General features: G+C 47.4%; 14 protein-coding genes. All 14 read right to left on the minus strand.

Going from position 1 to position 18,239, the window contains the following annotated elements; genetic code table 11:
• Positions 1 to 51: 51 nt before the first annotated feature.
• Positions 52 to 1,161, minus strand: a complete 1,110-nt coding sequence (gene murG / locus PPM_RS17455) for an undecaprenyldiphospho-muramoylpentapeptide beta-N-acetylglucosaminyltransferase (RefSeq protein WP_013372089.1) — start codon at positions 1,159 to 1,161, stop codon at positions 52 to 54.
• Between the two features lie 6 nt (positions 1,162 to 1,167).
• The gene (gene spoVE / locus PPM_RS17460) at positions 1,168 to 2,265 is read right to left on the minus strand and encodes a stage V sporulation protein E (protein ID WP_013372090.1); all 1,098 of its coding nucleotides are present in this window, start codon (positions 2,263 to 2,265) and stop codon (positions 1,168 to 1,170) included.
• A gap of 49 nt (positions 2,266 to 2,314) precedes the next feature.
• Positions 2,315 to 3,736: a UDP-N-acetylmuramoyl-L-alanine--D-glutamate ligase gene (gene murD, locus PPM_RS17465; RefSeq protein WP_013372091.1), complete on the minus strand. Its 1,422-nt coding sequence runs from the start codon at positions 3,734 to 3,736 to the stop codon at positions 2,315 to 2,317.
• Positions 3,737 to 3,740: 4 nt separating this feature from the next.
• Positions 3,741 to 4,709 carry a phospho-N-acetylmuramoyl-pentapeptide-transferase gene (mraY, locus tag PPM_RS17470; protein WP_013372092.1) on the minus strand — a complete coding sequence of 323 codons (969 nt, stop codon included), beginning with the start codon at positions 4,707 to 4,709 and terminating at the stop codon, positions 3,741 to 3,743.
• 22 nt (positions 4,710 to 4,731) lie between these two features.
• Positions 4,732 to 6,135, minus strand: coding sequence for a UDP-N-acetylmuramoyl-tripeptide--D-alanyl-D-alanine ligase (locus PPM_RS17475; RefSeq protein ID WP_013372093.1), 1,404 nt, complete (start codon positions 6,133 to 6,135; stop codon positions 4,732 to 4,734).
• Complete coding sequence (locus PPM_RS17480) at positions 6,135 to 7,622, minus strand: UDP-N-acetylmuramoyl-L-alanyl-D-glutamate--2,6-diaminopimelate ligase (RefSeq protein ID WP_013372094.1); 1,488 nt, start codon at positions 7,620 to 7,622, stop codon at positions 6,135 to 6,137. The genes PPM_RS17475 and PPM_RS17480 overlap by 1 nt, the downstream gene beginning before the upstream one ends.
• A gap of 55 nt (positions 7,623 to 7,677) precedes the next feature.
• Entirely contained in the window at positions 7,678 to 9,594 is a 1,917-nt protein-coding gene (locus PPM_RS17485) for a stage V sporulation protein D (protein ID WP_013372095.1), read from the minus strand.
• An 81-nt stretch (positions 9,595 to 9,675) separates the two neighbouring features.
• Positions 9,676 to 12,030, minus strand: coding sequence for a penicillin-binding transpeptidase domain-containing protein (locus tag PPM_RS17490; protein WP_013372096.1), 2,355 nt, complete (start codon positions 12,028 to 12,030; stop codon positions 9,676 to 9,678).
• Positions 12,031 to 12,089: 59 nt separating this feature from the next.
• Entirely contained in the window at positions 12,090 to 12,470 is a 381-nt protein-coding gene (locus PPM_RS17495) for a hypothetical protein (protein WP_013372097.1), read from the minus strand.
• Between the two features lie 24 nt (positions 12,471 to 12,494).
• The gene (gene rsmH, locus PPM_RS17500; RefSeq protein ID WP_013372098.1) at positions 12,495 to 13,445 is read right to left on the minus strand and encodes a 16S rRNA (cytosine(1402)-N(4))-methyltransferase RsmH; all 951 of its coding nucleotides are present in this window, start codon (positions 13,443 to 13,445) and stop codon (positions 12,495 to 12,497) included.
• Between the two features lie 17 nt (positions 13,446 to 13,462).
• Positions 13,463 to 13,900: a division/cell wall cluster transcriptional repressor MraZ gene (gene mraZ, locus PPM_RS17505; RefSeq protein ID WP_013311099.1), complete on the minus strand. Its 438-nt coding sequence runs from the start codon at positions 13,898 to 13,900 to the stop codon at positions 13,463 to 13,465.
• A gap of 329 nt (positions 13,901 to 14,229) precedes the next feature.
• Positions 14,230 to 15,495, minus strand: a complete 1,266-nt coding sequence (locus PPM_RS17510) for an adenosylhomocysteinase (protein WP_013372099.1) — start codon at positions 15,493 to 15,495, stop codon at positions 14,230 to 14,232.
• 43 nt (positions 15,496 to 15,538) lie between these two features.
• Positions 15,539 to 17,170, minus strand: coding sequence for a bacillithiol biosynthesis cysteine-adding enzyme BshC (bshC, locus tag PPM_RS17515; protein ID WP_013372100.1), 1,632 nt, complete (start codon positions 17,168 to 17,170; stop codon positions 15,539 to 15,541).
• A 122-nt stretch (positions 17,171 to 17,292) separates the two neighbouring features.
• Positions 17,293 to 18,231 carry an ABC transporter ATP-binding protein gene (locus PPM_RS17520; RefSeq protein ID WP_016821552.1) on the minus strand — a complete coding sequence of 313 codons (939 nt, stop codon included), beginning with the start codon at positions 18,229 to 18,231 and terminating at the stop codon, positions 17,293 to 17,295.
• Positions 18,232 to 18,239: the final 8 nt, after the last annotated feature.

Raw genomic sequence — 18,239 nt, forward strand, 5'->3', positions numbered from 1 at the left:
CTATGTAAATACCGTCCAGTGTGTGACAACCGCCCAAATCTGCGCTGCGGACTACCTATTATGGGCAAGACGCTCCATTTCTTTTACTAAAATATCTGCTGAGTCAGGCTTGCCAAGCGCAGATGCCAGCTCCGCCATTTGGCTCCGCCTTGCCTCATCCTTCATAATTTCCGCTATAGATTGAAACAGAGCCGGGCCACTTAATTCCTTTTCTGTGATCATGACAGAAGCCCCTGCCTTTTCAAGTGTACGAGCATTAGCCTCCTGGTGGTTATTCGTCACATTGGGTGATGGAATCAGAATGGACGGAATGCCGAGCGATGTAATCTCTGCCAAGAAGGACGCACCTGCGCGATTAACAATTAAAGAGGTACAAGCCAGTACCTCAGGCATATTGTGAATATAGGGAAGCACGTGTAGATGATTGGGCAATGAGCCGATCTGATTTCGTATGCTGTCCAGCGTTTGCTCATAGTAAGATTCGCCGGTCACATATACAAAATGGACGTCTTTCAGTTGCGAAAGTTGCGGAACCATTGCAATCATGGCATCATTAATGGCCTTCGCCCCTCTGCTGCCGCCAACCACCAGGACAACCGAGCTGTTCATCGGAACCCCTAATGTAGCAAATCCCCGATCCCGGTTAGCCAAACGAACTGTTGTAGCACGCGGGTTCCCAGTGTAAAGTACATTTTTAGCTTTAGGAAAAGCTCCTTCCGAGCCTTCAAAGCTAACAGCCACTGTATCCACATAGCGACTCAGAAATGCATTGGTCAATCCAGGAATCGCATTTTGTTCATGAATAATGCTGGGTATTCCCAACTTGGAAGCTGCATAAACGACAGGGCCGCATACATACCCCCCGGTACCAATAACGATATCTGGCTTAAATTTCTTTAATAATGCTTTGGACCTGCGAACTCCTTTGAAAAAGCGCATGATTGTTTTTATATTTTCCACAGACAAGCTGCGACGAAATCCTGTGATATCAATAGCCTCAAATGGGATTTTTTCCTGAGGAACCAATTTACTTTCAAGTCCTCGTTGACCGCCAATGTATAAAAATTCAGCGTCTGGATCTATTTCTTCGCACTGTCTGGCTACGGCAAGTGCTGGATAAATATGCCCTCCAGTACCGCCGCCGCTCAACACGACGCGCATAAACGTTCACCTCGCATAACGTGATAAATTTAATAAAATGCCCAGAGCAGTTAGCATTAAGGTCAGTGAAGAACCTCCATAGCTGATTAAGGGCAGTGTTATTCCTGTCACCGGCATTAGACCGATAACAACACCAATATTAATAACGACCTGTACCGCCACCATTCCGACAATACCTACCGCAAGCAAACTGCCATAGGTGTCCGGGATGGTAATAGCGACACGCATCCCTCTCCAAACAAGGACCAAAAAAAGCCCCAGCACCGTCATTCCACCGATAAAACCAAGCTCCTCCGCCAGTATGGAAAAGATAAAGTCCGTCTGTGGCTCAGGAACGTAGCTATATTTTTGCCGACTCATGCCGAGCCCCAAGCCCGCCAATCCGCCAGGACCAATAGCATATAGCGATTGAATAATTTGATAACCCGCGCCAAGCGGATCAGACCAAGGGTCCAGAAACGCGGTAATACGCTGGAGTCGATAAGGGGCAGCTGCAATCAGTGCAGCAAACCCCGCTGCCCCCGACAAGGCCAGTAGACCAAGATGCTTCATACGCGCGCCTGCCGTAAATACGATCAGCATGGATGCTCCCATCATTACCGTGCCTGTGCCCAAATCAGGCTGGAGCATGATGAGCCCAAAGGCCAGTCCCATGAGCCCAAGCGGAGGCAAAAGCCCGCGCGTAAAAGAGCTAATATCATAGTCAGGACGACTGAGCCATTGAGAGAGAAAAAGAATCATACCCAGCTTCATAAACTCGGAAGGCTGAATGCCAAAAGAGCTAATACCGAGCCAGCTTCGTGCGCCGCCTCTTACTACACCAATGCCAGGAATTAAAACGGCAACCAGTAGAGCCAGACAGATCAACAATACGACCTTGGCATATTTCTGCCAAATCCGATAGTCCGTTCGGGCAGTAAAGTACATGGCTACAAGGCCGAGCCCCGCAAACAGCAATTGTCGTTTAACAAAATAGTAGGAGTCCCCGTACTCGTGAAAAGCGAGGACGGCGCCCGCGCTGTATACCATAACCATGCCGATGGCTAACAAGCTTACAATACAGACGAAAAGCCATATATCTGGCGCCGGACGAGATTGCTTCATCAGGAGGCCACCCCTTGCATAAAAGTAGGGGCTTATCCAACCCCCCTACTTACAATTTATGCGCCGCCTCTTTAAAAATACGTCCACGCTCTTCATAGGATTGGAACATATCCCAACTTGCACAAGCGGGTGAGAGTAATACCACATCTCCCGTCTCAGCAAATTGAGCTGCCTTGTTTACAGCCTCCACGAGCGTAGCGGCGGCATCCTCCCCATTATCGACGACCTTGACATGCTCTATTCCAGCCTGACGAGCCCGATCTGCCAGCTTATGCCGTGTCTCACCCAAGAGTACAACAGCTTTCACACCTTCCTGCAAGGATGGTACAAGCTCCGCATAATCAGAGCCACGATCCAATCCTCCGGCAATGAGTACGATAGGTTGCTTAAAGGAAGATAAGGCCATCATTGTCGCTTTCGAATTGGTTGCTTTGGAATTGTTGTAATAAGCTACTCCACCGTGTTCTAAAACATATTCAAGCCGATGTTCTACACCGCGAAAAGAGCCTAATGGTTCCGCTAATTTTGCTGGTTCTGCGCCTGCGGCAATGGCGATTGCACAAGCAGCTAGAGCATTTTCTACGTTAAAACGACCCGGAAGCCCAATATCGGTCACGCCTATAATGGGATGCAGTACCCCATTTCCATCACGGTATACGATGTTTCTTTCAATATCATCCGTCACATCCGGTATGTATGGCGGGTCAGCGAACAGCCCTTCCTGCAAACGTTCCGTCATTGAGAAAGGAAGCAGCTTCGCTTGAATATAGGGCACAAGCTCCCGGCAGACGGAATCATCCCAGTTCACGACTGCGGTATCCGACGCTGTTTGATTGGCAAATAGACGTGCCTTCGATGCAACATAGTCCTCCATACCTCCGTGGTAGTCCAAATGGGTCTCAGCTACATTGAGCAAGCAGGCTACTGCGGGCTTGAAATCCTTTGTTCCTTTTAACTGAAAGCTGCTCAGCTCCACAACCATCCACTCGTCCGACTTGGCGTCCACAGCCGCCTCGCATAATGGCGTACCGATATTACCAGCCACGATCGGATTCATGCCGGATGCCTCCAACAACTTGCCCACCCAAGTGGTCGTGGTCGTCTTTCCGTTGGAGCCAGTAATTCCGATAATCGGAGCTTTGCATAGATGGTAGGCGACCTCAACCTCGGTCACGACCTCAATGCCGAGCTCGACAGCTTTCTGTACGGGAGGGGCCGTGTAAGGAATTCCTGGATTTTTGACAACCAGTTTCACTCCAGGATGAATCAGCCCTTCCGGGTGACCCCCGCATAAAACGGAAATTCCCAAAGCCTCTAATTCAGAAGCTTCGGGACATTGTTCCCTATCTTTTTTATCATTGACTGTGAGCTTGGCCCCGGCCTGATGTAGCACCTTGGCAACTTGTACGCCGCTTTTGGCCAGACCGATAATGACAACTTCCTGATCTCGGTATGCGTCTGGATGATTCATTTGTCTACAACCCCTTGTTGAGATAAAGTCCAAGTCCTGCCAACAGCAGTCCTACAGCCCAGAATGTAATAACTACGCGCCATTCGGACCAGCCGGACAGCTCGAAATGATGATGAATCGGGCTCATTTTGAAAATACGCTTGCCACGGGTTTTAAAGGAAGCTACCTGCAAGACCACGGACAGCATTTCAATCACGAATACACCACCGATGATGAGGAACAAAATTTCGCTTTTCGTAACAATGGCAATGGCACCAATGGCTCCGCCGATTCCCAGCGAGCCTGTGTCACCCATAAATACCTTGGCAGGATGAGCATTATATACGAGAAAACCAAGTACAGCGCCAATCATGGCCGCTGCGCAAACTGCAGCCGGAAGCGAGGTTGCTTGAATCGCCACAATGGCATAAGCAGCAAATGCAATCGCACTTGTACCAGACAGCAGCCCGTCCAGCCCATCTGTAAAATTGACAGCGTTGCTGATCGCCAGCATCATGATAATAATGAACGGATAGTAGAACCAACCTCCCCAATCAAAAGACCATGAGGTGCCCGGGATGCCGATTGCCGTGCTGTGATCATTGCTAATCAGAAGCCAGCACATAATCGCGCCAAACAATAACTGCCCGAACAGCTTTTGACGTGCCGTCAGACCGAGCGAGCGTTTGAATACAATTTTAATATAGTCGTCCAAAAAGCCGATCAGCCCAAAACCGAGCGTAGCAACCAGCAGAACGTAAAAGTCCGTATTTTTAATAGCTGAAAACTTTAGAAAGGTCAGCGTAAAAGCCAGCAAGATTACGATACCGCCCATTGTAGGCGTACCTATCTTTTTAAGATGGCTTTGTGGCCCGTCATCCCGGACCTGCTGGCCGAATTTCATTCGCCGCAGCAGCGGAATGAGCAGTGGAGCGGCAATGACCGCCAGTATAAACGATACGACGATCGTCAGCAGTAATAATTGAATATCCATGGGAGTCTCCCTCTCGTCAACATCAGTTCTGTAGCGGACCGTTTTTCAGCGCATCCACAATTTCTTCTAATCGCATCCCTCTGGATGCCTTAACCAGCACAATATCATCGGCATGGAGATAAGACCGCAAATGCTGGATCAGCTTTTGCTTATCTGTATAAGCATGTACGTTAGCAGTTGGCATTGTCCCTTGCGCACCCTGCGCAATCGAAGCGCCTAATGCACCATAGGTAAACAGTGCCTCTATGTTATGCTTTGCAGCAAAACGCCCAATTTCTTCATGAAATTGCTTTTCCTCAGCGCCCAGCTCCAGCATATCACCAAGCACGGCTATTTTACGTCCACCCGTTTTATATGCAGACAACGTCTGAATTGCAGCCTTCATTGAAGCAGGACTGGCATTGTAAGCGTCATTTAGCACGGTAAGTCCATCCGAACACTTCACGACCTCAATGCGCATGCCCGTCAGCTTTAAAGACGACAACCCTTTACGTATATGGTCTGCATCCACATTGAAATGACGTGCTACCGCCAGCGCTGCCAATCCGTTTACAACATTGTGCTGTCCGAGCAAGGGAAGCCGGAAAGCCTCTTGGCCTGATTGGGCTGTTATGAATAAGCTACCTTCTCCATCCGAAGTGATTTCAGTTGGATAATCATCATTGTCCGCAGCTAACCCGAACGTGAATAATTCTAATCCTTCAGGCTTGACCGTTTCAGGCTCCGCCAACACTTGTGGAAGTAGTGGTTCATCCCCATTATAGATAAGCAATCCACCGGGTTTAATCCCACTTGCGATTTCCAGCTTTGCACGAGCAATTTCAGTGCGAGAACCAAGCTGAAGTAAATGCGATTCGCCAATGTTAGTTATGACAGCTACATCTGGTTGGGCAATATTAGCCAGCAGACGGATTTCCCCGCGTCCACTCATGCCCATCTCCAGAACCAGGATATCTGTATCCTGCGGCATGGACAGTACTGTTAAAGGCAACCCGATATGATTGTTATAATTCCCTTCGGTTTTGTGTACTTTAAAAGTCGTGCCTAATAGAGCATTTACAATATCTTTTGTCGTCGTCTTGCCGTTGCTTCCCGTGATTCCAACGACAGAAACGCCAGTTTCGCGCAAGTATGCAGCTGCTAGATGCTGAAGAGCTTCTAACGTATCCTCGACCTCAATAGCATTGACAGTCGGAGGTGCTCCATGATCCTTTTGCCATAAATATGCTGTTGCCCCTCTCTCGCTTACGATCTGCTGAACATAATGATGTCCATCAAATCGTTCACCCACGAGTGGAACGAACAGTCCCAGACTCTGCGGCCTGCGTGAGTCTGTAAAAACGCCCTCAACCATCCGTTCGGCGTCCGCCTCTGCGTGAAGTGTTCCTCCACACATGGATGCAATCTGACCGATTGTTCTTTTCATCACTTGGATAAACCCCTTATCGCTTCTTTGGCTACGATGCGATCATCGAATTCATGCACCGTTTTTCCGATCAACTGGTAAGTCTCATGACCTTTTCCCGCAATCAATACTACATCGTCAGGGCTTGCCATTTCAACAGCTTTATGAATTGCAGTTCTGCGATCCACGATCAGTTCATAACGTTCGGCAGGTACACCTTCATCAATCAACCCTTGTTCGATATCTTTCAAAATCACTATCGGGTCTTCTGTTCGCGGATTGTCGGAAGTAATAAACGAATGATCGCTGTATCGTGCAGCAATTTTCCCCATCAACGGACGTTTTGTACGATCTCGATCTCCGCCGCAACCAAACACACACCATACTTTACCAGTCGCAAATTCCTTTACGGTGCGAAGGACATTTTCCAATCCGTCTGGCGTATGGGCATAATCAACAATTACAGCAAAGGGTTGACCCGCATCAACAGGCTCTACGCGCCCATCCACGCCTGCGATAGATTCCAGGCTCCGCTTGATATCTACCAGTGAGATACCTTCCAGCAAAGCAGCTGAAATGGCTGCTAGTGCGTTGTACACATTAAACTTGCCTACCATTCGAAGCTCAATGTCAGTTTCTCCTTTAAAAGTGGATACATGGAAGGAGGTTCCCTTGGCACTTATAGTGATACGAGACGCTTGCACATCCGAATCCTTTTCTACGCCGTAGGTAATCACTTGGGCCGCAGTTTGAGCCTGCAAATAGGAAGAGGCCGGATCATCTGCATTCAGAACAGCATATTTACTATTGGATGCATCACGCGAGAAGGCATTTCCCAGTCTGGAGAACAAAAGTCCCTTGGCAGCGCGGTACTCCTCCATCGTGTTGTGATAGTCTAGATGGTCCTGCGTCAGGTTTGTAAATATAGCGGTACGAAAATCTGTTCCTTTGACACGGCCCTGCTCCAAAGCATGTGAGGATACCTCCATGACACAGCATTGAACCCCTTGCTCTGCCATATTCCCGAGATAACGTTGCAGTTCTACTGCTTCAGGCGTAGTGCCGGACATAGGATAAGACTGGCCGTTGTAACGCATTTGAATGGTACCAATCAGCCCGGTGTTCACCCCGGCGTCCTGCATAATTTTTTCAATCAGGTACGTTATCGTTGTTTTCCCGTTCGTTCCGGTTATGCCGATCATGCGCATACGGCGGCTTGGTGAATCAAACATATAATCCGCCAAAACCGCCATGGCATGTCGCGCATCCTTAACAACAAGCTGCGGAACAGGCACATCCAGTTCTCTCTCTACGACCAAAGCCGCCGCTCCGGACGCAACGGCCTGCCCAGCATAGTCATGTCCATCTACTGTAAAACCGGGTAAGCACAGAAATAAGTCTCCCGGTTGGACACGACGTGAATCCGCCCCGATTCCTCGGCAATCCACTGTACCGTCACCCATCACTCGGGAGACGGCCAGCAGTGAAGCCAATTGTTGAAGCTGCATCTTACATTCCTCCATTGCTCTCTCGTTATTCATAGTATGGTATAAAAAGAACCTATCAATCCCCCATATATATACGGATCGTTGATCCTCGTTCCAATCGAGAGCCTGGCTTCGGTGCCTGACTTATGACCGTCTTGCCTGACCCAGATTTCACGAGCATAAAGTTCATATTCATATCTTCGTATAAATCAGCTGCAGTGGCACCTACCAGATCAGGTACCGTTTCGATCGGTTTTTCCCCATACTTGTACTCTTTGGCAATTTGATTGGTACGAGGTGGTATTTTCAAGGCAATCAGTGCATCCTTTAAAATATTTTGCACGATTGGCGCAGCAACCACACCGCCGAATTGAATCCCTTTCGGGTTATCGACAGCAGTATAGACGACGATTTGCGGATCATCCGCCGGAGCAAAACCAATAAAGGATACAATATGCTCCGAGGAAGAATAACGTCCGTTAATCACCTTTTGTGCTGTACCCGTTTTACCTCCAACCCGGTAACCCTCAATAAAGGCAGGACGACCTGTACCTTTAGCTACAACACTTTCCAGCGCTTCCCTTACCTGTCGAGAGGTATCCTCTGAAACAACTCTACGCACCAGTTCCGGCTCCACTTTTTCTAGAACCTTTCCGGTTTCGGGCTGAATCCAGCCTTTTGTGATGTGAGGCTTATAAAGATTGCCACCATTGATTGCTGCCGACACAGCCGTAACCTGCTGAATCGGAGTGACAGATACCCCTTGACCAAAGGCCGTAGTAGCCAGCTCTACAGGTCCGACCTGAGCTAGCTTGAACAAAATGCCATTGCCCTCACCGATCATGTCAATTCCTGTTTTGCTGCCGAAGCCGAAATTGCGAATGTACTTGAACAGTGTTTCTTTGCCCAGACGTTGTCCCAACGTTACAAAACCGGGATTGCATGAATTTTCTACCACTTGAAGAAAGGTCTGGCTGCCATGCCCACCTTTTTTCCAACAACGCAGGCGTGCTCCACCGACTTCAATATATCCCGGATCAAAGAAACGGTCATTTTTAAGATTAACCTTCTTTTCTTCCAAGGCAGCGGCCAGTGTAATAATTTTAAAAGTAGAACCAGGTTCATATGTCATCCAAATTGGCAGATTTCGATTATAAATTTCAGGCGCATATTGCTTGTAAAGCGCTGGCTCATAGCTTGGTCGTCCAGCCATGCCTAATATTTCACCCGTCTTGGGGTTCATCGCAATAGACAGCGCGGACTTCGCCTGAAATTTGACCATGGCTTGGTCAAGCTCCCGTTCCATAATGGATTGCACCGATTTATCAATGGTTAATTGTAAATTCAGTCCATCCTTCGGTTCAATATACTTTTCAGAAGAACCAGGCATCAGGCGGCCACCTGCGTCTGATAAATACGCGATGCTTCCATCGATTCCTCGAAGCTTGCTGTTTTGCTGCTTCTCTACACCTGTCAGCCCTTGATTATCAATTCCGGTAAATCCAAGAATATGAGCCGCTAGATCACCATAAGGATAATAACGTTTGTTGTCTTCAGCAACAACGATACCCGGCAGCTTCAAATCACGAATTTTCTGGGCTTTCTCCATCGTAATTTTTCGTCCGCCGGGCTGAAGTTTTTGGCTTGCTGTTCGTTTGGTAATCAGCTTGAGTACTTTATCCTCACTCATATCTAGCAAGGGCGCCAGCCTGCGTGCCGTTTCTTCCGGCTCCTTAATCTGTACTGGTATCGCCATGACAGTCGGTGAACTGACATTATAGGTCAGCGCAGTACCCTGCCGATCCAAAATTTCGCCACGCTTGGCGGCAAAAGGAATATTGCGGCGCCACGAATCCTCAGCCTTGGCTGAGAGCTCGCCTCCTTTACCCAATTGAACATAGGCGAGCCGGATCGACAAGGCCGCAAACAGTACGAACAATCCCAGTAGCCCCCATACCAGCCTACGCCGCATGATCACGTTAGACTTTTTCAAACGCGCCCCCTCCGTTCCTCAAATACTCATGACATGTCTTACCTCATGAATATTCAAAAGAACGAGCATTAGAACAAGCTATCAGTTATCTTCGCCTTTAATTGCGGCAGCGCTTTTCTCATCTGCTATTGCAGATATTCCTCCTTTAGGAGCCACCGTGTTTGTTCCAGCATCCGCCGTAGCACCGGTTTTGGTTTTAGAATCGGTCGCTGTTCCCGTTGAGCTGCCTGGCTGGTTAGTTGCAACTCCAGTGGGCGAGTCCTGTGCTTCCTCTAGCTTCACGCCGGTCACTGTTTCTTTGGCTGGCATAAGCGTCACACTGACGATCCGCTTGCCATTTACCATTTGTGTCTTTTGAGAAGCAACATACCCTTCACCGGTTACCTGAACGCCAACCTTCATCAGCGTTAAGACTTGAAGCGTGTCACGCAAAGACACACCCGTAAAGTCAGGAATGGTCATAGTGGCACCATCCTCAGTCAGTAAGTAAATACGTTGCCCGGGCTTCATTTTGACGCCTGCCTCAGGATATTGGCGAACAATTTTAGAGCCTTTTCCAACCGTCACATAGGCAATCCCCTGTTTGAGCAGCGCGTTTTGCGCATCCTTTTTTACCAGACCGGTTAATTGTGGCACTGTAGGCAAATTCACCGTCTTCACCGCAGCCCCATCTGACTTACTGGATTTGGTCCCCGTTTTGGGAACTCCCATATATTGCAGCGATTGGGACACGATTTTTTTAAACACAGGTGCTGCTGCTGTACCGCCGCCTACCGATTTGTTAGGTTCGTCCATGACGACCAAGACGGCTATTTTTGGATCATTGACTGGTGCAAAGCCAATAAAGGACACGACATCCTTGGAATGGTCATATACTTTGCCGACAACTTTCGTCGCTGTCCCTGTTTTACCAGCAACACGATATCCGTCGATATAGGCAAGACGTCCCGTACCAATCTCCTGGTCAGACACGACCTGCTCCAGATAGTTGCTTGTCTGGTCTGCCGATTCCTTCGAAATCACCTGGCGGACCTCCTTCGGTTGTATCGTCTGCACTTCATTCGTATCCGGATTCACAATTTCCTTGACCAAATGAGGCTTCATCAGTTTGCCTCCATTTGCTATAGCTGAAATTGCAGCTACCTGCTGGATCGGCGTTACCTGTACACGTCCATGTCCAAAGGAAGCCGTGGCGACTTCGGATTTATATTGGGTATGGAAGGTAATAGCTCCGGTAGACTCACTTGGGAGATCGATACCTGTTTTTACACCAAAGCCAAAATTATCGATATATCGCTTCAGCTTTTCACCGCCCAGCTTATCCAGTCCGAGATGGACGAACCCAACGTTACTTGAGCGCTTGACACCTTCAAGATAGGTTAACGTTCCCCAGTTACGGCTCACATCACGAATATCCCAGCCCCCGACTCTAATGATACCAGACTGGTATCTATCATTCGGATTAAATACCTTTTCTTGAACCGCTGCGGCCAGGGTTACAATTTTAAACGTAGAACCTGGCTCATAGATCGACTGTGTAGCATTATTACGGAAATTTTCCAAAGATGCACTCCCATATGTATTGGGATTAAAATTCGGGTAGCTTGCCATACCGAGAACATCCATTGTTTTGGGATCAGCTGCTACAACCGTCATCGTTTTCGGATTATATGTTGCAATCGCCTGCTGCATGGCATCCTCTATATAATACTGAATCGTATCATCAATCGTCAGCTTTAAATTTTTCCCATTTTGTGCCGGCTCATAGATACTTTCCGATCCCTGAAGAGGAACTCCCTTTCGGTCTCGCTGATACAGCAGCTTGCCAGCCGTACCTGAAAGCTCTTTATCATAATAAGCCTCCAGCCCCATACCTGCTTTGCCATCCTTACTCAGATAGCCAAGCACATGCGAAGCCAGCTTATTTTCCGGATAATAGCGTTTGGATTCCTGAACAGTGTCTACAGCTCCAATTACCCCATACTTGTCCTTCAAATACTCTTTGAACGTATCCACCTGTGCCTTCACCTCAGGGTCTACCTTCCAGCCTCCATTACGAATCTCACGATTTTTTAAGTAATTCCCCTCTTTATCCTTTGCAGATAAATGTCTTCTCAGCTCATCCTCAGGCGTTTTGAGTAGCTGATGCAGCTTGGCTACAGCCTCATTCTCCAAGTCATACTCCTGAATGATGCTAGGATTGACAACCACCGTATAAGCCGGTGCATCCGCAGCTAGTACATTCCCTTTACGATCCATGATGGTTCCACGCTTGGGTTGAATCACTTGGTCTTTTTCTACCTGTGTAACTACTAGATTATGCCAATATTCCCCACTTACGACTTGAATCCAAAATACTTTAAGTAGCAGAACAAGAAAAAAGAGGGTAATACATCCCCCTATCAGCAGTGTGCGAAGCTTTATTCTTTTGACCATAGCTCAAACCTCTCTGCAAAAAATGTATGTCAGAGCATAGCTTGATGCTATGCTCTTAACTATTTGGCAGCCTGCTTTTCCACACGAATGGGCTCTCTTGTTGGTTCGATATATCCCTGTTCCTTTGCCGTCGGAACAATCTGATTCTCCAAACGCTCCTTTTGAATCTTCAATTGGGCGATATTGGTCTGTAATTTGGAAATGTCCTTGCTGGCTGTATTAATCGCATAATTAATTTGATAAATGTGAGCATATCTGCCAATCAACGTCCCCGCAATGACAATGCATGCTACAAGTGTCAATAGATACAGCAGCTTTTCTCGAATCGGCAGCTCTCTGCGGCGTGTAACGACTTTGGTGGTCTCACGATACCGTTGTTGCTGAACCTGTTCCTGACGGGCTCTTTCTTTTACAGCCAAATTACCGCGTGTATAAGCCATGTCGCCTCTCCTTCTCCATTAAATTTACAATTTTTCGGCAACTCTCAGCTTGGCTGACCGGGATCGTGGATTAAGCTCCAATTCCTGTTCTGATGCCACAATCGGCTTACGATTCACCAGCTTTAGATCGCCTACCATTTTGTCATCCAGAATCGGCAAATCAGATGGATAGATGCTTTTCGCCAAATACTCCTTGAAAATATGCTTGCATATCCGATCCTCCAAGGAATGAAACGTAATAACCGAAATTCTGCCCCCTGGAGCCAGACATCTTACTGCCTGATGCAAAGTATCTTCCAGTGCACCCAGCTCATCATTCACAGCAATCCGCAAAGCCTGAAAACTGCGTTTAGCCGGATGTCCCCCGGTTCTGCGTGCCGCAGCCGGAATTCCTTCTTTGATAATATCGACAAGTTCCCCCGTTGTGTGAATAGGCTTGTTCATTCTACGTTCAACCATGATCTTTGCGATCCGCCTGGAGAACTTCTCTTCTCCATATTGAAACAGGATCCGCGCAATCTCCGCTTCCGGCCATTCATTAACAATTTCGTATGCCGTAAGCGAACTGCTCTGATCCATCCGCATATCAAGCGGCGCATCATGATTGTAACTGAATCCCCGCTCCCCCTCATCGAACTGGGGCGAGGATACACCCAGGTCGAACAAAATACCCTGGACCTGCGGGACGCCGTCTTTTTCGGGCAATCCCAGTTCGGCCAGCTTGTCCTGCAAGTGGCGGAAGTTGGATTTCACTAATGAAATCTTTCCTTCATAGGCTGACAGCTTCTCTCGTGCATTGTTCAATGCCCAGTCGTCCTGATCAAAGGCAATAAGCCTCCCCTCAGGGCCAAGCTGTGATGCAATGACGGAACTGTGTCCTGCCCCTCCCAACGTGCAGTCCACATAAATCCCGTCCTGCCTGATGTTTAGTGCCTGTGTTGCTTCTTCCTTGAGTACGGTAATGTGGTGAAACAAACGGCTGACCTCCTAAATTACAATTCAAAGTTGAAATCAACCAATTTCTCAGCAATGTCGTTAAATGCTTCTTCTGATTGGTTGAAATATTGCTCCCAAGTGTGCTTGCTCCAAATCTCTACCCGGGTGGACACTCCCAATACGACGCACTCTTTTGTAAGCTTGGCGTATTCGCACAAATTCCCCGGTAAATTTACCCTGCCCTGTTTGTCCAATTCGCATTCAGTCGCCCCCGAGAAAAAAAAACGAGTAAACGCCCGCGCATCAGCCTTCATCAAAGGCAGTGCTTTAAGTTTTTTCTCCATAACAGCCCACTCATCCATGGGATACACGAAGAGGCATTGATCCAGCCCGCGGGTAACCACGAACGAGGCACCAAGAAGTTCACGAAACTTGGCCGGGACAGTAAGCCGTCCCTTCTCATCAATGCTATGTTGGAACTCCCCCATAAACATTGGTTTCGTCACCCCTTACCCCATTCTCCCACTTTGGCCCACTTTCCACCACCTAAGCATAATAGATTCGCTTTAAAAAATCAAAGACCTCTTTTTCATGACGAAAAAGTGATAATTCTAGATTCATGGCATGCTGTCTGTTATTGTAGCCCTGCGTCATAAGATGCCAAAAAGCCCCTTATCCCATGAAGCCGAATCCCCGACAATATGCATCAGGTTTCGAAACATCATGGAATAAAGGGCTTATACTCGTTCCATATGTCAACCTATACAAGCAATTACATTAAAAAATGCAATACTCCTGCAGCGGACATCGTTACTGAAAATGATTACGCGTTCCAGCTGTCCAGATAGACTTTTTGGTCTTCTGTTAATGTATCAATCTTGATTCCCAGACTATCAAGCTTGAATCGAGCCACTTGCTCATCAATTTCATAAGGAACATTAATCACGGCTTTGCCCAGCTCGTTGTAACGATCATTCACATATTTCAAGCCGAGTGCCTGAAGCGCAAATGTGGTATCCATAATCTCTGCAGGATGACCGTCAGCGGCAGCCAGATTCACGAGACGCCCTTCTGCGAGCAAATACATTTTACGTCCATCTTTAAAGCGGTATTCCTCGATATTGCGACGTACCGTGCGAATGGATTCGGAGCGTTTGGCAAGCTCAGGCTTACTAACCTCCACATCAAAATGCCCTGCGTTACACAGCACAGCTCCATCCTTCATAACATCAAAGTGCTCCCCTGTAATTACAGCTTTATTTCCAGTTACTGTAATGAAGAAGTCACCCAGTTTGGCAGCTTCCACCATTGGCAATACATGAAAACCATCCATATGGGCTTCTACAGCCTTGATTGGATCAACTTCAGTTACAACAACGTTGGCTCCCAGCCCTTTTGCACGCATTGCAACTCCTTTGCCACACCATCCATAACCCACCACAACCACTGTACTTCCTGCCACAACCAGATTAGTCGTACGAATAATACCGTCGAAAGCTGACTGACCCGTACCATAGCGGTTGTCGAACAAATATTTACAGTAAGCATCATTTACAGCCACCATCGGAAAGTGAAGCTGCCCTTCTTTTTCCAAAGCCTTCAAACGAATAATCCCTGTAGTGGTCTCCTCTGCTCCTCCACGGATCGTAGAAATCAGATCAGGCCGTTCAGATTGCAACAGAGTAACCAGGTCGCCACCGTCATCTATAATGAGATCTGGCTTAGTTTCCAGTGCCTTGATTTGCAAATTCTTGAATTCCTCTGGATCTGGGTTGTATTTAGCCAATACCGTAACGCCATCTTCAACTAATGCGGCGCAAACATCATCTTGTGTTGACAAAGGGTTACTACCCGTAATGGTGACCTGTGCTCCACCTGCTTGTACCACTTTAGCCAGATAAGCCGTTTTGGCCTCCAGATGTAAACAAATCGTTACCTTCAGACCGTCAAAAGGCTGCTCTTGCTCGAATTGTTGACGTATGCGGTTCAATACCGGCATATGGGCTTCTACCCAATCAATTTTCAAATGCCCTTCAGGGGCCAATTTAAGATCGTGAATAATGCTATTTTGCAGAGAATGGGAAGTCATACGTTATTTCCTCCTATATATTAGTTAAATTCATTTATAATCATTATACATAAATCACACGATGCGTCCCCGACAAATCCAAAGGTACGTTCATAATCATATCCATCAGGTCGAGACCGTAACGGTTCAGAAAATGATAGATGGTATACGCACGCTCCTGCGGCTGTCCAAATGGGAAAAGCGACCATTCGATATGATCCCAATGGCGAAGTGCTGTTCCATTTTGCCGAAGCAGCGCTTCCTGCACCTTTGCCTCCAGATAGTCAATCTGCCCCAGAATTTTCTCGCAGTTGGTTTCTCCGAGCTGTAGCAAACCTTTCTCTATCATTCCTGTCTGCTGTATAAGCGGTTTATACATACGGATAAAAGCATCCTTAGCCTCGGAAAACTGATCCTGCATTCCAAGCTGATCTTGAGTGGCAATCCATTGCTTTTTTCGTTCCTCAAGCCCGTCTCTAACTTGACCAAAAGTTAGTTCGTACTTAAGCATATGCTTCTCCACGCCTGGCTCCATCAATGTAAAAGACATACGGGGCAGCAGTATTGGCATCTGCATCCCGAGCACTCCAAAAGCGTCCCGTGTAATTGCCCAGTAGGCAATTTCTCCTAGACCCAGCACAGATGCCAGTACCGGAAACAGTGAATCCTGCATGAGAGGACGGGTTAGTACATTGTTACTAAAACGTTCGGGGTGTCTATCTATCTCTTCAAGCAGTTCATCCGCTGTAAACGCCACTATACCGCGCCGATCTGTGAATAATCTAGCTTTTTTGAAAAGCAGCAGGCGTTCCTCTTCATGAATGTAAAAAAGGTTCGCACCACCTTCATGCACATCCGCTTGTAAATGATAACCATAGTCTACGATCCGCGTAGCGGTTGTCTTATACGCTGTCTCCAACTCATCATTGTGTTGAACCAACCGTCTAAAAACGGATGCCTCCAGCTTGCGCAGTAAAGGATCTGCAGAATCCATGAGCACCAATCCATAGGCACCAAACAAACGGCCCATCAGCCTGGCAAAGGCCTCACTTAGTCCATATGACTCTGTCAAACCTTGCTCAATCATGCGCATAATATCGGTCTTATGTTCTGAATCTGGCAAGCTTTGCTCTATATCCGCCATCGCTTGCTTCCACTCAACCGTATCAACTTTAATGGCACTAACTGAAGAACGGTGTTCAGGCTGCTTATTCAGCTTGATTTTAACTGCTTGCGGGTCTTTTGCCATTACGTATGTATGATTGACCTCGTCCCAGTCATGATCTTCACCAGCAATCCAGAAAATCGGAATAACCGGACGTCCAAGCCGTTCCTCAGCTTCTCTAGCTGCTTTAATAATCGTAGCAGCTTTGTAAATGACCAGCATCGGACCTGTGAATAGTCCACTTTGCTGTCCGCCAACGACTACTAAAGCATCTGGACTTTCCAAACGGTCCAATGAAGCATGAACCGCCTCATGCGAGTTGTGTTGCTCATTGTATATACGAAGACATGCTACGACATCCTTACGGTTTAATCGCAGATGCTCCGTCTTATCCAGCCACTTGGCCCGTTGGGCATAAGCATCGGCGTGCAGAATATCATATTCATACAAATCGCTTGCGCGTCCTGTACCCTGTATGTAGTCTTCTGCCAAAGCCGACCCTCCGCGAAGCGTTTCCGGAACTATTTTCATGGGTCTGCCTCCTGTCTCCACCAAAACCTTACTGCTTGATTGTACCGAAAGCCCATGTCCACGTCAAAGCTTCCTATAAAAAAAACCGCCGAATAACTCGGCGGTTGGTATATAGAACAAGATCAAGCGTAAGGTTCAGCTACAAAATGTCCTTTAGACACTTCGATAAGCGTGGCATTTTCCAGGTTATAAGCCCCTGCCTTATTATCGGACGCGTTATGAATCGGTCCGCCTTGATCGTCAGGCATAATAATTCGTTTTTTGTTGGCTTCGACTTCCGGGTCAGGAAGTGGAATCGCCGACAAAAGCATTTTCGTATATGGATGAATCGGATTGGCATATAATTCAGAGCTTTCAGCAAGCTCCACCATTCTGCCTCTATACATTACAGCTACCCGATCACTAATGTGCTTGACCATCGACAGATCATGCGCAATGAACAGGTACGTCAGGCCCAGACGTTCTTGAAGCTCTTTTAACAGGTTGACAACTTGAGCCTGAATGGATACGTCAAGCGCTGAAATCGGCTCATCACAAATGATGAACTTAGGATTAACAGCCAATGCACGGGCAATACCGATCCGTTGACGTTGGCCACCAGAAAACTCATGCGGATAGCGTGTTGCATGGTCAGGGTTCAAACCAACCAGATCAAGTAACTCCTCAATCCGTTTTTTACGTTCTGCACGGCTACCTGCCATATTGTGAATATCCAGTGCCTCACCAATAATATCAGACACAGTAAAACGCGGGTTCAATGATGCATACGGATCTTGAAAGATCATCTGCATATCACGACGCATTGCTTTCATTTTACCCGGTGATAATTTGTAAATATCTGTGCCGTTAAAACGTACGCTACCTGCTGTAGGTTCATACAAGCGCAAAATAGTACGACCCGCTGTAGATTTACCACAACCGGATTCGCCAACCATACCCAGCGTTTCACCCTCACGAATATAGAAATTCAGGTTATCCACCGCTTTGAGCACACGGTTTTTGCCAACATTAAAATACTTTTTAAGACCTTCAACCTCAATTAAATTGTTGCTACTCACGATGATCTCAC

It is taken from the genome of Paenibacillus polymyxa M1 (genome assembly GCF_000237325.1).
Classification (GTDB): Bacteria; Bacillota; Bacilli; order Paenibacillales; family Paenibacillaceae; genus Paenibacillus; species Paenibacillus polymyxa_C.

Bases quoted from the DNA above. Each gene is read 5' to 3' on its own strand.
- bshC (WP_013372100.1), bottom strand. From the start codon at position 17,170: ATGAAAATAGTTCCGGAAACGCTTCGCGGAGGGTCGGCTTTGGCAGAA.
- PPM_RS17480 (WP_013372094.1), bottom strand. From the start codon at position 7,622: ATGCAGCTTCAACAATTGGCTTCACTGCTGGCCGTCTCCCGAGTGATG.
- murG (WP_013372089.1), bottom strand. From the start codon at position 1,161: ATGCGCGTCGTGTTGAGCGGCGGCGGTACTGGAGGGCATATTTATCCA.
- PPM_RS17495 (WP_013372097.1), bottom strand. From the start codon at position 12,470: ATGGCTTATACACGCGGTAATTTGGCTGTAAAAGAAAGAGCCCGTCAG.
- spoVE (WP_013372090.1), bottom strand. From the start codon at position 2,265: ATGAAGCAATCTCGTCCGGCGCCAGATATATGGCTTTTCGTCTGTATT.
- mraZ (WP_013311099.1), bottom strand. From the start codon at position 13,900: ATGTTTATGGGGGAGTTCCAACATAGCATTGATGAGAAGGGACGGCTT.
- mraY (WP_013372092.1), bottom strand. From the start codon at position 4,709: ATGGATATTCAATTATTACTGCTGACGATCGTCGTATCGTTTATACTG.
- PPM_RS17510 (WP_013372099.1), bottom strand. From the start codon at position 15,495: ATGACTTCCCATTCTCTGCAAAATAGCATTATTCACGATCTTAAATTG.
- PPM_RS17475 (WP_013372093.1), bottom strand. From the start codon at position 6,135: ATGAAAAGAACAATCGGTCAGATTGCATCCATGTGTGGAGGAACACTT.
- murD (WP_013372091.1), bottom strand. From the start codon at position 3,736: ATGAATCATCCAGACGCATACCGAGATCAGGAAGTTGTCATTATCGGT.
- PPM_RS17490 (WP_013372096.1), bottom strand. From the start codon at position 12,030: ATGGTCAAAAGAATAAAGCTTCGCACACTGCTGATAGGGGGATGTATT.